12 protein-coding genes and 1 tRNA gene are annotated in these 15,322 nt (G+C 37.5%); 12 read left to right on the top strand and 1 reads right to left on the bottom strand.

The annotated features are described in order from the left end of the window. Window positions 1–69 precede the first annotated feature (69 nt). A tRNA-Thr gene (locus P9M13_03030) sits at window positions 70–142 on the top strand. 78 nt (window positions 143–220) lie between these two features. Here the strand turns inward: P9M13_03030 and rpoN are convergent. Then, entirely contained in the window at window positions 221–1,642 is a 1,422-nt protein-coding gene (gene rpoN / locus P9M13_03035) for an RNA polymerase factor sigma-54 (protein MDP8262260.1), read from the bottom strand. A gap of 292 nt (window positions 1,643–1,934) precedes the next feature. On the opposite strand from rpoN, the gene P9M13_03040 reads away from it, so the two are divergent. From P9M13_03040 to kdsA, 11 genes are all read left to right on the top strand, one after another. Beyond that, the gene (locus tag P9M13_03040) at window positions 1,935–2,885 is read left to right on the top strand and encodes a hypothetical protein (protein ID MDP8262261.1); all 951 of its coding nucleotides are present in this window, start codon (window positions 1,935–1,937) and stop codon (window positions 2,883–2,885) included. Then, on the top strand, window positions 2,872–4,686 hold the full coding sequence (locus P9M13_03045; protein MDP8262262.1) for a hypothetical protein: 1,815 nt from the start codon (window positions 2,872–2,874) through the stop codon (window positions 4,684–4,686). The genes P9M13_03040 and P9M13_03045 overlap by 14 nt, the downstream gene beginning before the upstream one ends. A gap of 27 nt (window positions 4,687–4,713) precedes the next feature. After that, window positions 4,714–6,141, top strand: coding sequence for a flippase (locus P9M13_03050; GenBank protein ID MDP8262263.1), 1,428 nt, complete (start codon window positions 4,714–4,716; stop codon window positions 6,139–6,141). Between the two features lie 14 nt (window positions 6,142–6,155). Further along, window positions 6,156–7,679 (top strand): glycosyltransferase family 39 protein, encoded by a 1,524-nt coding sequence (locus tag P9M13_03055; protein ID MDP8262264.1) that lies wholly within the window; start codon window positions 6,156–6,158, stop codon window positions 7,677–7,679. 26 nt (window positions 7,680–7,705) lie between these two features. Further along, window positions 7,706–9,109, top strand: a complete 1,404-nt coding sequence (locus tag P9M13_03060; protein ID MDP8262265.1) for an undecaprenyl-phosphate glucose phosphotransferase — start codon at window positions 7,706–7,708, stop codon at window positions 9,107–9,109. A 205-nt stretch (window positions 9,110–9,314) separates the two neighbouring features. Further along, window positions 9,315–10,262, top strand: coding sequence for a hypothetical protein (locus P9M13_03065; GenBank protein MDP8262266.1), 948 nt, complete (start codon window positions 9,315–9,317; stop codon window positions 10,260–10,262). Between the two features lie 49 nt (window positions 10,263–10,311). Continuing rightward, entirely contained in the window at window positions 10,312–11,307 is a 996-nt protein-coding gene (gene rfaE1, locus P9M13_03070; protein ID MDP8262267.1) for a D-glycero-beta-D-manno-heptose-7-phosphate kinase, read from the top strand. A 39-nt stretch (window positions 11,308–11,346) separates the two neighbouring features. Beyond that, a complete protein-coding gene (locus tag P9M13_03075; GenBank protein ID MDP8262268.1) occupies window positions 11,347–11,877 on the top strand; it encodes an HAD family hydrolase in 531 nt (176 codons plus the stop codon). Then, the gene (kdsB, locus tag P9M13_03080) at window positions 11,867–12,649 is read left to right on the top strand and encodes a 3-deoxy-manno-octulosonate cytidylyltransferase (protein ID MDP8262269.1); all 783 of its coding nucleotides are present in this window, start codon (window positions 11,867–11,869) and stop codon (window positions 12,647–12,649) included. Before P9M13_03075 ends, kdsB begins: the two co-directional genes overlap by 11 nt. A 48-nt stretch (window positions 12,650–12,697) precedes the next feature. Further along, window positions 12,698–14,347 carry a CTP synthase gene (locus P9M13_03085; protein MDP8262270.1) on the top strand — a complete coding sequence of 550 codons (1,650 nt, stop codon included), beginning with the start codon at window positions 12,698–12,700 and terminating at the stop codon, window positions 14,345–14,347. Between the two features lie 20 nt (window positions 14,348–14,367). Then, window positions 14,368–15,198, top strand: a complete 831-nt coding sequence (kdsA, locus tag P9M13_03090; protein ID MDP8262271.1) for a 3-deoxy-8-phosphooctulonate synthase — start codon at window positions 14,368–14,370, stop codon at window positions 15,196–15,198. The last annotated feature ends 124 nt before the right edge of the window (window positions 15,199–15,322 follow it).

The following is a 15,322-nucleotide window of genomic DNA, read 5'->3' on the forward strand; positions in this document are numbered from 1 at the left end:
GACATTTTCCTAATCTGGACTTCGCTACAATATTCGATGCGAGATCCGGGTCACATTGCTTATTCTTAAGCTGGTGTAGCTCAGTTGGTAGAGCAGCGGTTTCGTAAACCGCAGGTCATCGGTTCGATTCCGATCACCAGCTGTTATTAGCGCTTAGCGTATAGCGTTTAGTGTTTAAGTTTTAAACGCTATGCGATCTACGCTAGTAAATATTCACGAATTAACGTTTTCTGAGGTTAGAGGGTTGGATCTTTAATTCAGCGCGATATTTTGCGATCGTTCTTCGTGCAATGGGAATACCGTCGTTGGTTAAAATCTCTATGATTTTCTGGTCGCTCAGGGGATGTGCGGGATCTTCACTTTTTATGAGTTCTTCGATCCGGTTTTTGACATTTGTTGATGATATATTTTCGCCAGTATCCATTTCAATGCCTCTTGAAAAGAAAAACTTAATTTGAAAAACACCTTGAGGTGTCTCAATATATTTGCTTGAGATAGCTCTCGAGACTGTGGACTCGTGTATTCCGAGTTTTTTCGCAACATCCTTCATTGTGAGAGGCTTCAGGTGATTAATGCCGTTAGTAATGAACTCAAGCTGTGTATTTACAATTTCAGTCGCAATGTTGTAAATGGTTTGTTGTCTTTGTTGGATGTTTTTAATGAACCACATTCCAGCTTTTACTTTTTCTTTTACATATTCCTTTGTCTGGGTATTACCTTCATCTTTCTGCATAAGATTACGGTATAATTTGCTTATTCTTAAATGGGGGATTCTGTCATCGTTTAAAAGAATAATATATTTACCTTCAAATTCCTTCACAATGACATCAGGTATTACATATTCTGTCCGTTCTTCGCTGAACATTCTGCCTGGTTTAGGTTCTAAAAACGAAATGATTGATGCAATGTTCTGCACTTCCTCAACGGACACATCAAGTTCTTTTGCAATCTGTTGATAGTGTTTTTTGCTTATTGCGTCAAGGTGGAAAGAGATTATCTCTTGCAGTAACGGTGTTGAAGTCCCTAATTTGTTGATTTGTATAAGCAGGCATTCTTGGATATCACGAGCGCCCACTCCCAGGGGATGAAAACTTTGTATGAGTGCCAGTATCCTCTCTATAGTTTCTATTGATGAGTTGTTTTGAGAAGCAATATTTTCAACAGTCTCTTGTAAATAGCCGTTTTCATCAATGTTTCCAATAAGCACATTACCCAAGTGTTTTTCGTCATCAGATAAGTCTAAAAGCAACAATTGGCTTTCGAGATGATCAGGTAACGTCTCTTCTTTTGTAATAGAACTTTCAAGATATCTTCTCTTTTCTTCATCTTCATCAGAATGTTTTTTTACGGTGAGGGTTTGCTTGTAGTATTCTTTCCATTCGTCATCAAGCTCCGCAAGTTTATCAAATTCTTTTTTGAATCCAAGATCATCATCTATTTCTTCATCAGTTTTTAAATAATCCTCACGGTCCTGCGGATCATCAATATCTTCTTCAAGTAAAGGATTTTTAGTGAGCTCTTCCTGTGCAAGTGTCTGAAGTTCAAATAGGGGAACCTGTAAAAGGTGGATGGCCTGTTTCATCTGAGGAGATAAAATCAGTTTTTGTACCTGTTTTTGTACTTGTTCCAACCTAAATGCCATTTTCTACATCCCCAAATGGCGGACAAGCCCTCCTCCGATAAATCGAGGCGCTTCTTCACCATTTCAATTTAGTTTCTACCAAATGAGCAAAACACCGATCTTTTATGTGATGTATTTATATCTGCCTAATTTGACATCACTTACTATATAAGGATAGCATTTAATCGGTTTATATTAAAGCTGAAAAGAATACATTTGCATGGAAGTGCTGTCACATTGGAAACGTAATGTTTTAAGTATGTATTAGGAGTGATTTTTGGTATCATAATGTTACTTATACAAGGATGTTATAATGAAAAAGTTATGTATATCAAACAGTATTGTACTGCTTATATGTTTTGTGTTTTTTTCAATGGTATATTTTCCTCTTAAGGCACTGGATTTCAGAGCATTTAATAAATATATTACGATTCCTTCATCAGAAGAAAATGTAATGTATGTATTGCCTGGTGAATGGGTGTATACAATGAAATATGTTACACATCCTACTATGGATGACACTGCGATAGCCTTTTATGTGAATAGCAAAACAATCCCTAATATAAAAACTATTGTAAGAGGAGAACATAAGACATTTAAAAGCGATATTCACGGAAAGTATTTTATCTCTGGTAAGAATCAAATAGAATTTAGAAAAAAAATGTTTGAACCTGATGGATATGTAAATAAATTTACGTTACGAAATTTTAAGAAGAATATATTCGATCTAGATATGTATATTGTTTATAGTTCTGTGCTGTCATACGGCAAATTGTTGCGTAAAGGATGTACAGTAAAAAATGGTATGATGCTCATTCTGTATTTTGCCCTTTTGGTCCTTTTATCAGCTGGGATAGTTGATCATACACTTTTAAGGGTAACATATGTATCGAGTACGGTTCTTCAAAAACTTGATATAGTGATCAACAGTATTTTTATTCTTATAACTATTGCGCTGTTGCTATCAATCCATATTTCTCCGTATACGGTTATTTTAGTTCCATTATATAAATATTTTTCAGTGTATGTATGCATGCAATCACTAAAATTTGTTTTTATATCATTCATGTATTTTAAGGGATCCTGGGGTATGCGATTTTTTACCGTTTTTATAGGGCTTTTCGTTACTTTTGTCTTGTTCATGCTCACTGATATGGTAAGTTGGGCGCGATTTTGCGCTAACATAGCATATGTCTTTTTTGCAATAAGTGTCATAATAATAGCCATTGAGAGAAAACGGGAGGGTTCGTTTGCTCAAAAATAGTTTAAGAACAAAATATTTATTTGGAATAGTTTTCGTAGTATGTTTTGCCAGTTTGTTCTATTTTTTCATTCCTATCTTAAAACGATATCTATATGGGTTTGGCGGGGATCCATGTTGGGTCTCGTGGTATATATGGTGGATTAATTATGCAGACGTGAACGCACTGGATTGGACACATTCAGCATATGTGTCATTTCCTTTTGGGCTTGATTTTACCGCTTCGCCCCAGTATCCGGTTTTTGATTTTCTTTCACGAACATGCGCACGGTGGCTTAATGAAATAGCCGCTCATAATATACTTGTATTGCTTTCTTTTCCGTTGTCATTTTGTACGATGTATCTACTGGTTAAAAAGATTACTGTTGATACGTATGCAGCGATTTTATGCGCTGCGATCTACGCGTTTTGTCCTTATCATACAGCGCATTCTTTGCAGCATCTTAGTTTGTCGCAGATTCAATGGTTTCCTCTTTATATATTTGCGTTGATACATCTCTACGAAAATACTAATGCGAGAAACATATTGTTTGCCGCAGCGACTCTTTCTATTATTGTTTTTACTGACTATTATTATGTCTATTTTACTATATTTATTACCGCTATTTTTATAGTGATAAAAAGTGTAGCTCGCAATACGCGCTATAGCCTGTCTCACATGTTTGGTGTGCTGTTCGGGGTATGCGTTATTTCGGCAATTATTGTTATTCCATTTCTTTTTGCAGAAATGAAAGGGGTCTTTAGCGTGAAAGGGCCAAGCATCGTTGCGCCACAGTATAACCGCAGTATAATAGAGCTATTAACATTTTCAGCAAAACCTTTTGATTATCTACTTCCCCCGTATCACAATCCGTTTATTGGATCATATCTGCCCGATTTTGGCTTATCTCCATTTAAAGGACATCGATTGACTGAACATACACTTTATTTGGGTGTTATGCCTCTGTTGTTATTCTTTTTCAGCGTATGGTGCGCTTTGAGACGCACATGCACGTTATCCCCATTACAAAAATCAATGCTGTGGTTTTCTATGATTCTTTGTGTTGTAGCTGGGCTCTTGTCGTTGCCGCCAATACTTCCTCTCGGAGAATTTTCGTTTGATCCGTTGAAAAAAGAAATTATTGCAGCGCATACAGTATACCTTCCTTCATATTACTTAAATAAGATCATTCCTTTTTTCAGGTGCTATGCGCGATTTGGTTTGCTTGTTATGTTAGGAGTGACAATTGCCGCAGGTATAGGGTATGCTCATATAAATAACAAAATTAAATCGGTAAAACGTAAGGTAGTGCTGTTAATAGGGTGTCTTCTTGTTGTCGTCATAGAGTTTAGTAGTATTCCGCCTGTTATGTATATTGATACAGAGAATATTCCTCCGGAATATATATGGCTTAAGAATCAAGAAGATGAAGCAGTTGTTGTTGAATATCCATTTGGAGATGACAGTGATTCATACACTACACAAGAGTATGTTTTTTATGGACGCTATCACGGAAAGAAACTTGTAAATGGTACGGCCTCGGCACGAGGAAGAGAGAAGTTTAAAAGTGATGTCAGGGATATAACTACTGATAAAGCAAAAAAGATACTTAAGATGTCAGGGGTAAAATACGTTATTATTCACCGCAATAAATATTCTACGGGAAACAAATATGTAGCGCTTGACTGGATAACGAAGGTGCCTGAAGATAAAATATTTCCGATCGGGTATATGTCGGGAAAGATCCCTGATCCGACTTCTGATAATGAGTTGGTGCTGGAAAAAAGGTTTCCCGATACTGATGTATATAGGTTAAAGGACTAATCGTTTTGATATTATAAGGGATATACGGTGCTGAAAAAAATTGTAAAAAACACTACATGTATACTGCTGGGAAATGTTGTAAACAAGATAAGCAGCATAATACTTCTTTTCTTTTTCTCCCGATATCTTGGTGCGACAGGTTTTGGGCTATACTCATTTATCTTCTTTTATGTCGGTTTATTTGGAAGTCTTACTGATTTAGGCGTTAAAACAACGCTTGTGAGGGAGTTAGCTCGTCCACGCCAGCGCAAAGAACTGTATCTGGGAAATTCAATCATTCTGGCCATTACGGGAACGGTTGCCGCTCTTTGCCTGTCGATTGCGATTTCATTTGTTGCAGGGTATACATCAAATGTTAAAGCACTTATAGCGCTTGCATCGCTCAGTCTGGTTTTTTCATTTAGAGATCTAACATTTAGACAGATATATGAGTCTGTGTTTCAAGTAAATCTTAAAATGGAATATCCGACAATCATTAATGCCCTCAATGAAATCCTTGTGGTTTTTTCTTGTCTGGCTGTCATTATGCTTAAGGGAAGCCTCGGTACACTGATATGCGTATATGTGTTAGGGTATGTGCCCGGTTTTATCTGTATTATTGTCTATGCTAATAAATGCATGAGACCTGTTTTTTCCCTTAATAAAACTGTTATGAAAGAAATAATCAAATTGTGCTTTCCTCTCGGCATGGCAGTTGCGTTGACAAGTGTATATGACAAAATTGGCGGCGTGTTATTGCAGGTGTTTAAGGGAAGTGAAGCGGTGGGGTATTATTCTGTTGCGTATCGAGTGAGTGTGTCTCTTAAGATTATTCCTTTTGCACTTATGATTTCATTGTTTCCGCTTTTAAGCGAATACTATGCGCATGATAGAGGTAAGTTTCTTAAATATTTTAATGCGGCAGTAAAATATATTCTCCTAATAGCATTGCCAATGGGTGTTATCGTTACACTTTTTTCCGAACAGATTGTTGTGCTTGTTTCGGGTAAATCCTTTATAGAGTCTGCAACGTCACTTGTCTATATGATCTGGGCAGTTGTTTTTTTGTTTATAACGATAGTGTTTTTCTACACATTGATCTCAATGAATAAACAAGTTCTCGCACTTTTTATATCAGGAGTAATGCTCACAATGAATGTTATTCTCAATATTATTTTGATACAAAAATGGAGTTATGTGGGGGCCTCTATTACACTGCTTTTGACCGAGATAATCGGATTTATATTGGCGCTTATATGTGTTAAAAGGTATGTGAAGGAGTTTTCTCTTGCCGTGTTTTTTAAAGCAGGATGTGCCTTTTTAGGTATGCTTGCAGTTATTTTCGTGCCGTGTAATATTCTCGTTAAATGCAGTCTTTCTGTCTTGGTATTTTTTGTGATAGCATTCTTCATGAAGCTGCTTACTCACGAAGAGTTTGCTCTCATTAAAGGCTTTATGAGATCTAAAAATAAATAAAATGTGTGGTATGTATGACGCATAAAAAAATATTTTCGTATACTGTTGTGTTTGTTCTCATCGTTGTGAGCGCAATACTGCTTACTTTTCGGCTCGATGCACTGAGTTATTGGGGTGATGAAGTTGGAAGCATCATGTATTCGCGGTGTGGTTTTTTTCAAATGATAGATATGTTAATTGCTGAAGATGTCCATCCGCCACTCTACTACATGATTCTTCATTGGTGGATTGATTTGTGGGGTGAAAGTGAATTTGCGCTTCGTTTTCTTTCAGTTATTCCTGTCATTATAAGTATCGTGTTTGTTTACCGTATTGGAAAAGATTTTTTCAGCGAAAAAGTTGGTCTTTTAAGCGCGTTGATGTTTGTTATGTCTCCCGAGATAGTGCTTTTTGGCAGAATGGTGCGTTATTATACATTAGCGCTTCTCTTTGGACTTATGGCTACCTATTTCTTTTTTAAATTGCTCAAAAAAGCACAGTGGAAATATGTTTTTCTTTATGCCTGTAGCGTCACTTTGCTCCTCTATACAACCTATACGACGGTATCACTTATTATTGCTCACGGTTGTATCCTGCTTTTTTGGATAAAACAGGAAAGACAAGCGATTTTTAAGTGGATATCCGCTCAATGTATTGCCTTTTTATTATACATTCCGGGTACCATTCTTTTTTTTATGATGATTTCGCGTATGTCGAGTGAGAATAATCCGCTATCAGATTTGAGTGCCGGAGCCTCTGGTGTAGCTGTAAAGTTTATGTATTCTATATATGCATTTTGTTTTGGAGAAACACTGTACCCATGGCATGTAGCTCTTGTTGTTCCGGGATGCATTGTTATATTTTGTATATTTATGTATGGGATAAGAAAAAGCTTAGCTATGCATAATAAACATTATTTCTTCTTATTGCTTCAACTGGCCATACCTCTTGTTTTTACCGTTATTCTTTTGAGTACGGTAAAGAAATTATCATCTTTTGTGTATGCCCCGTCAAGAACGCTGTTTGTTATCCCTTATTTTTGTCTTGCCCTCGCAGTTGGTATTGAATATATACGCGACAAGCGACTTAAAATATTCATTATTCTTTTTCTTCTCAGTATATGGACTGTTTCGCTGGTAAATTATTACACGTATCGTGAGTTTATAATGCCCACATATCTTGCTCCATGGAAAGAGGTGTTGCATGATGCTGCTAGCGATGCCAGAGAATATGATTTAGTTGTTGGAGAAGAAACGCGAGAGCTGAATTATTATTATGCTGCGCGTGATTATCCGTTTCATTTCCTTGTTGATGAAAAAGAAATAACAGAGTATCTGTTATTGCATCCGGAAGCGCGATTGTACTATATAAAAACCGGTAGAGATCAACAGCCATCAGGCTTGTCTTTACAATTTAGAGACTGGATAGCTCGTGAATATGTATTAAAAAGGACCAAAGCTTATGTGAAGATAGATGACTTCTATAAAAAAGTGAAGAAGTTGTTGTTGAAAAGAAAACCATATGCTTATAAGATGGAATTATTAGTGTATGAAAAATAAATTCTCTCTGTTACAAAAGGTAATCTATGTCTAGAAAAGACCGGTTTATATTTGGTTTTGTTGCTCTCAGACTGTTGTGTGATATTACCATGCTGTACGTGGTATTTAATATTTCTTATTATGTACGATTTCACCTCGGTTTGTTTTTAGTTGATTTAGGAGTTCCTCTGATTTCCTATTACCAACCGGTATTTCTTTTTGGTACGGTTCTTATAGTAGTTCTTTTCAGAAATCAAGGGTTGTATAAAGGTTTTTGGAGAGGAACCATTGCTGAAGATTTTTTTAAAATTATAAAAAGTGTTCTCTTAGGTATATTTATCATGATGGCGTTTAGTTTTCTGTACCGTGAGTTCTCGTATTCACGGGGAATGGCTTTAGTAGCATTACCGCTTCTTGTAAGCGGAATATTTATTGAAAGGATGATAGTCGATTGGATTGAACATGGCGTAAGGTTATCGAAGGGGATATATACCAAAGTGCTCATTATTGGGAGTGGTGAAGATGCCGCTAAACTGGTAAGGGCCTTTACGAAAAGAAGAACATTGGGGTACAATATAAAAGGTTTTATATCTGATGAAAAGAATAATATTGTTTTTGATGGTATACAATATCCCGTTTTAGGAAGCTTTGATTCTTTAGATAGTGTTTTTAAAGATGGGGATATAGATGAAGCGATATTAGCGGAGAAAGGTTTTACGCACGATAGAATTATTTCAGCTATCATTACCTGTGAAAAGAATCTTGTAACGTGTAAATTAGTTCCCGATATTTTAGAAATGATGACAAGTAATGTTGATATTACTCATGTTGACGGGGTATCACTTCTCAATATACATCGCTTTCCGTTGCAGAGTTTATGGTCGCGATGCGTTAAACGTTCTTTTGATTTTGTAATTTCATTACTATTTCTTATTATTTTTTCACCGATTATGTTCCTTGTAGCATGTGTGCTCAAGATTGATTCAAAAGGGCCGGTACTGTATAAGCAAGAACGCTGCGGTGAAGATGGAAGGTTGTTCAATATATTAAAATTTAGAACAATGATTGTTAATGCCGAAAACGAGACGGGTCCTGTATGGGCAAAAAAGGATGATCAAAGGAGAACACGCCTCGGGCGTGTGTTGCGTGAAACGAATATGGATGAGCTTCCTCAGTTAATTAATGTGGTAAGAGGTGACATGAGTCTTGTTGGTCCTCGCCCTGAAAGACCTCATTTTGTAAATCAGTTTAAAGAAAATGTTCCCCGCTATATGTCTCGACATCTTATAAAATCAGGGATTACCGGATGGGCGCAAGTCAATGGGTTTCGTGGGGATACCTCTATTGAAGAACGAATCAAATACGATCTATTTTATATTGAAAATTGGTCATTATTTTTTGATATAAAAATCTTATTTTTCACCATATTTGCGCGGAAAAATGCATACTAATACGCACGGCTGTAAGCTATAAGTTATATGCTATAAGAACTTGAAATCCTAAATTCTAATAACTTATCTAGCGTTTAGCATTTAGCGTATAGCGTATAAAAAGCAAAATCTAAACGCTAAACGCCACCCGCTATGCGCTAATCAACGTATTTGACAAAAGTGCCCTGTTTTGATACAGTTATAGCCTTTGGGGGTGGATGCTATTATGGACAAAAAGAAATTAGATTTTAGCAAGATTAGGACATATCCTATTCGTGAGAGAGAAAACAAGGTGCGCAAAGAAGATTTTGCCACCCCTCTCGATAAAGGATGCAGTTTTATTGATTTTTTTGATTCCTTACCTAACGTTCTTGACGCAAATAACTTAAGGTCAGTTGTAACTGCGGTTTTAAATGCGCGAAAATACAATAAGCCGGTTATTGTTGCGCTTGGCGGGCACGTGATTAAGTGCGGTTTGAATCCGATATTAATAAATCTTATGTCCCGTGGCATTATTACGCACCTTGCAATGAATGGTTCTGCAGCTATCCATGATTTTGAAATTGCGATGATCGGACAAACATCAGAAGATGTATCGGTAAGCATTCAAGACGGGACCTTTGGTATGGCGGAGGAAACTGGTAAGTTAATGAATGAATCATTGCGCCAAGGGGTCAAACAAGGATTGGGTGCCGGGCAATCATTTGGTGAAAGAATAATAAAAGGTGATTTTCAATATAATGATTTGAGTGTACTGTCAAAAGCTATTGAAATGGGCATTTCCTCGACGGTTCATATTGCAATTGGGACAGATATTATTCATCAGCATCCATCTGCGGATGGTGCGGTTACTGGAGAGGCGACGTATAAAGACTTTCAGATGTTTACCTCTGCTGTAAGCGAGCTCGGTGGTGGGGGTGTCTATATTAATATTGGTTCAGCGGTGATTATGCCGGAAGTGTTTTTGAAAGCACTTTCAATTGCGAGAAATCTTGGATATCCGGTAAAGAATTTTGTAACTGCAAATTTTGATATGTCGCTTCCTTATCGAAGCAGAGAGAACGTTGTAAAGAGGCCTCATGGGGAAGAAGGACAAGGGTTTTCAATTATTGGAAAACATGAGATTATGATTCCATTGTTTGCCCAAGCTCTTCTTGAAAAATACGAATTGTAACTTCAAACAGCAAGTGAAATGTTACATTGTGAAAAGGTGAGATAAAAACATGAAAGCTGTTCCAATCAAACGAATGAAGAAAATATTTGATGCATTTTCAAAAGTAAAGGTTCTTGTCGTTGGTGATGTTATGCTTGATCAGTATATATGGGGGAAGGTAACTAAGATATCTCCCGAGGCTCCTGTTCCTGTGGTAAATGTTGTCCGAGAGTCATTTATGCCGGGTGGTTCCGCAAACGTAGTGAACAATGTATCGGCTTTGGGGGCATCAGTATATGTTGCCGGTGCGATAGGTAATGATGCGGCAGGAGTTACTCTTAAGGAGGGGTTACGCACCGAAGGGGTAAATACTGATGGCTTAATTGTAGATAAAGATCGGCCGACAATTTTAAAAACTCGTATTATAGCGTCACATCAGCAGGTTGTACGCGTTGATAGGGATGGAAAATTATTCCTTGATAATGAGTACATGGAAAGGATTATTAAGTACGTAGGAAGTATCATTAAAAAAATTGATGCAATTATAATTGAAGATTACGGCAAAGGTGTTATTACTCAGGAATGCATAGATGCAATCGTATTACTGGCTAAGAAACACGGTAAAGTCACGTCTGTTGATCCGAAAGATGGTCATTTTTTAGATTATAGCGGGGCAACCGTAGTGACACCAAATCATCATGAAGCGCTTTCATGTATTCGCCGTAATGTGACGGAGCAAAATGGTTTAGATGAAGTCGGTAGACAGCTCCTGCGTAAGTGGAATTGCGGCAATATTCTTATAACGTGCGGTGAAGATGGCATGATAATATTTGAGGGAGAAAAGGAACCTTTTAAGATACAGACTGTAGCGCGTGAAGTGTTTGACGTTTCCGGAGCGGGTGATACAGTGATTGCGGCACTTACAACAAGTCTTGCAAGCGGCGCAACTATAAGGGAATCAGCAATTATATCAAATTATGCCGCGGGTATTGTCGTCGGTAAATTGGGTACCGCTACGACAAACCGTGAAGAAATTACCGCAGCAATGAAGACGTGGCGTTCATAATAGTCTGCATGGCGACTATGTATATATTGGATTTCAAATATGGGAGAAAAACAAAAAGCAATATTTTTAGATCGGGATGGTACTATCAATATTGATTCTGGATATGTTGGTAATGTTGATGAATTTGTACTGCTTCCATACGTAATTGACGCATTAAAATTGCTTGAAGAGCAGGGTTTTTTGTTGTTTATTATAAGTAATCAATCCGGTGTAAACAGAGGCTATTATACGGAGATTGATGTTGGGAAGGTCCATGAGAAAATGATGTCTCTTATTGGCGCGCATGATATTGCCATTACAGATTGTTATTATTGTCCACATACACCTCAAGAACAATGCGATTGCAGAAAACCTTTACCAAAAACTGTCTTTGATATGGCCACGCGGTATAATGTTGATCTGTCACAGTCATATTTTATAGGTGATAAAGAAACGGATGTATTGACAGGAAAAAACGCAGGGACAAAAACAATATTTATTATGGGTGAAAAATGTTCCGTTAAAACTGATTACAGAGCAAAACACTTGTATGATGCCGCTCAATGGATAGGCCAGGAACATGATGATTAGCGCAATAATACCGGCACGGTATAAATCTTCTCGATTTGAAGGAAAGCTCTTAGAAAAAATAGGAGAAAAAAGTATTATCCAGCATGTCTATGAAGCGGTAAAATGTGCCCAGTCTGTAAATGAGGTTATTGTTGCTACTGACGACCAGAGGATATATGATGTTGTAAAAAATTGTGGGGGTGTCGCAGTGATGACCCGCTCTGAACATAAGAGCGGAACAGACAGAATAATTGAGACTCTCAGTAAAACAAAAAGTGATATCATTGTTAATGTGCAGGGTGACGAGCCGTTTATTGATCCGTATATTGTTGATGCAGTTGTTGCCCCGCTGGTAAAGACCGATACGGTAAATATAGCTACCGCTGCGGTGAGAATCTCTAATCCCGAAGATATTGCAAACAGTAACAATGTTAAAGTAGTGTTAGATAGCCAAAGGTATGCTCTCTATTTTTCACGGAGCCCGATACCTTTTGTGAGAGATGTAGCCGATAAAGAAAAAGCGCACTACTATAAGCATATAGGTATTTATTGTTACAGAAGGAGTTTTCTTGAAAAACTCGCAACGTTACCGTATTCAATGCTGGAAGATGTAGAGAAACTAGAGCAGTTACGGTTTTTAGAGGCGGGAGAGCGGATTAAAGTGATTGTTGTTGATCACGAGTCAATTGGTATTGATACGCCTTCAGATTTAGAGAAGGCAAGAGAGCATCATAAAAATTTAGATAAAAGGTCATCACAGACCAGAGACAACAGACAACAGACCACAGACTAAAAATGAAAAGTTTTTAGCCTTTAGTTTCTGGTCTTAATAGGGGGGGGCGTGACAAAATATATTTTTGTAACAGGCGGAGTGGTTTCTTCTTTAGGTAAAGGAATAGCATCTGCATCTATTGGTATGCTTCTTGAAAATGATGGGTTGAAGATAACGCTGCAGAAATTTGATCCGTATATCAATGTTGATCCGGGGACAATGAGTCCGTTTCAGCACGGCGAGGTCTATGTGACCGAAGATGGAGCTGAAACTGATCTTGATCTTGGGCACTATGAGCGGTTTACATCAGCGCAGATGTCTCAACTCAATAATGTAACGACGGGAAAAATATATAATAATGTGATCACGAAAGAAAGAAGGGGAGATTATTTGGGTAGGACGGTGCAGGTTGTCCCCCACATTACTGATGAAATAAAAGGCAGGATTAAAGAAGTTGCACGCAAAACAAAAGTAGATGTCGTTATTACAGAAATTGGCGGGACTGTCGGGGATATTGAAAGTTTGCCCTTTCTTGAATCGATACGTCAGTTTGCTCAAGATGTCGGGAAGTCGAATGTGCTTTTTATTCATTTGACGCTGGTGCCTTATATGGCTGCGGCAGGAGAGTTAAAGACAAAGCCGACGCAACATAGTGTCGGGAAATTGCGCGAAATTGGTATTCAGCCGGATATCTTGCTTTGCAGAACAATGAAAACACTTTCTAAAGATATCAAAGAGAAAATCGCGTTATTTTGCAATTGCTCGAAAGATGCGGTCATACCGGCCCAAGATGTCGACAACATATATGAAGTGCCGATGAAGTTTCAGGAAGAAGGCCTGGATAAATTAATAATCGGAATGCTTGGTTTGAAAGAAAAAATACAATTAAGAAAAAAACAGAAAAAGAACAATGGCAAAAACATTAAGCTGTGGATAGACATGTGTTCACGTCTTAAATCACCCAAAAGTGAAGTATCTATAGCGGTCATCGGGAAATATATTGAATTAAATGATGCATATAAGAGTTTATATGAAGCTATTCTTCACGGAGGGATAGCAAATGATTGTAAGGTGGATATTAAAAGAGTTGATGCTGAAAAAATAGAAAAACATGGTGCGGAAAAATACCTGAGCAAAGTTTCAGGAATACTTATTCCGGGCGGTTTTGGACAAAGAGGCGTTGAAGGTAAAATAGCCGCAATCACTTATGCTCGCACGAACAATATACCGTTTTTTGGCATTTGTCTTGGGATGCAATGTGCTATTGTTGAAATTGCTAGAAATGTATGCGGGATGAAGAAAGCAAATTCTACGGAATTTGACAAAGGTACGCCATATCCCGTAATTTCTTTGCTTTCGGAACAAAAGAATATTAAGAATATGGGAGGGACCATGAGGCTGGGTGCTACTCCGTGCATGATTGAAAAAGGTACGCTTGCATATAAAATATATAGGAAAAAGATTGTTCATGAACGACATAGGCACCGATATGAATTTAATAATCATTATAAAGAAAAATTAAAATCGGCTGGATGTAGGTTAAGCGGTGTATATTCGAAGGACACTCTTGCGGAGATTATTGAGCTTGCTTCACATCCTTACTTTATTGCGACACAGTTTCACCCGGAATTTAAGTCCCGGCCGATACAAGTACATCCTTTATTTAAAGGATTTATAGAAGCTGCAATGAAATACAAAAAAAACAGGCATAACATTTAATAACAGTAAAAGAGATAATGATGAAACCCAAAAGAGTAAAAATAGGAAACGTTGTTATTGGTCAGGGCGCGCCTCTCACACTGATAGCAGGGCCGTGTGTTATTGAGAGTCAGTCACATTGTCTAAAAATAGCACAAGCCTTAAAAGATATTACGCGAGAGCTCAATATATCATATGTTTTTAAGGCGTCTTATGACAAGGCCAATAGATCTTCTGTTTCTTCGTATCGCGGCCCGGGAATGACAAAGGGACTTGCTATTTTATCTAAAATAAAAGAAAAAGTAGATGTGCCGGTTCTCACAGATATTCATTGTAAGGAAGAGCTGTCTCAGGTTGCTCGCGTTGCTGATATTATTCAAATACCAGCTTTTTTATCTCGTCAAACAGATCTTATTATTGCGGCTGCAGCTACCGGTAAGCCGATCAATATTAAAAAAGGACAGTTTCTTGCCCCTTGGGATATGAAAAATGTTATAGAAAAAGCTGAAACGACCGGCAACAAGAATATTACTCTTACTGAAAGAGGTGTGAGTTTTGGTTATAATACACTTGTTACGGATATGCGATCACTTGTTATAATGCGTGATTTTGGGTATCCGGTTATTTTTGATGCAACGCACAGTGTTCAGCAGCCCGGCGGCAACGGAAACTGTTCAGGTGGTGATAGACGCTTCGTGCCATATCTTAGTAGAGCTGCTATCGCAGTAGGGTGTGACGGATTGTTTTTAGAAGTGCATGATAAACCAGAAAAAGCATTATGTGATGGGCCGAATTCACTCCCATTAAATATGGTTAAAAAACTTTTGAAAGATGTCGTTAATATAGATGGAATAGTTAGAGGTCAAATATAGCGTATAGCGTTTAGCGTATAGAATTTAAGGACGGGCTCTTTTTCTTCTTTTACTATCCGCTAAACGCTGTACGCTAGCAAAATGATTATAAATATATAATATTGTTTTATAGCTTAAAGCTTAC

This window comes from Candidatus Ancaeobacter aquaticus, assembly GCA_030765405.1.
Classification (GTDB): Bacteria; Auribacterota; Ancaeobacteria; order Ancaeobacterales; family Ancaeobacteraceae; genus Ancaeobacter; species Ancaeobacter aquaticus.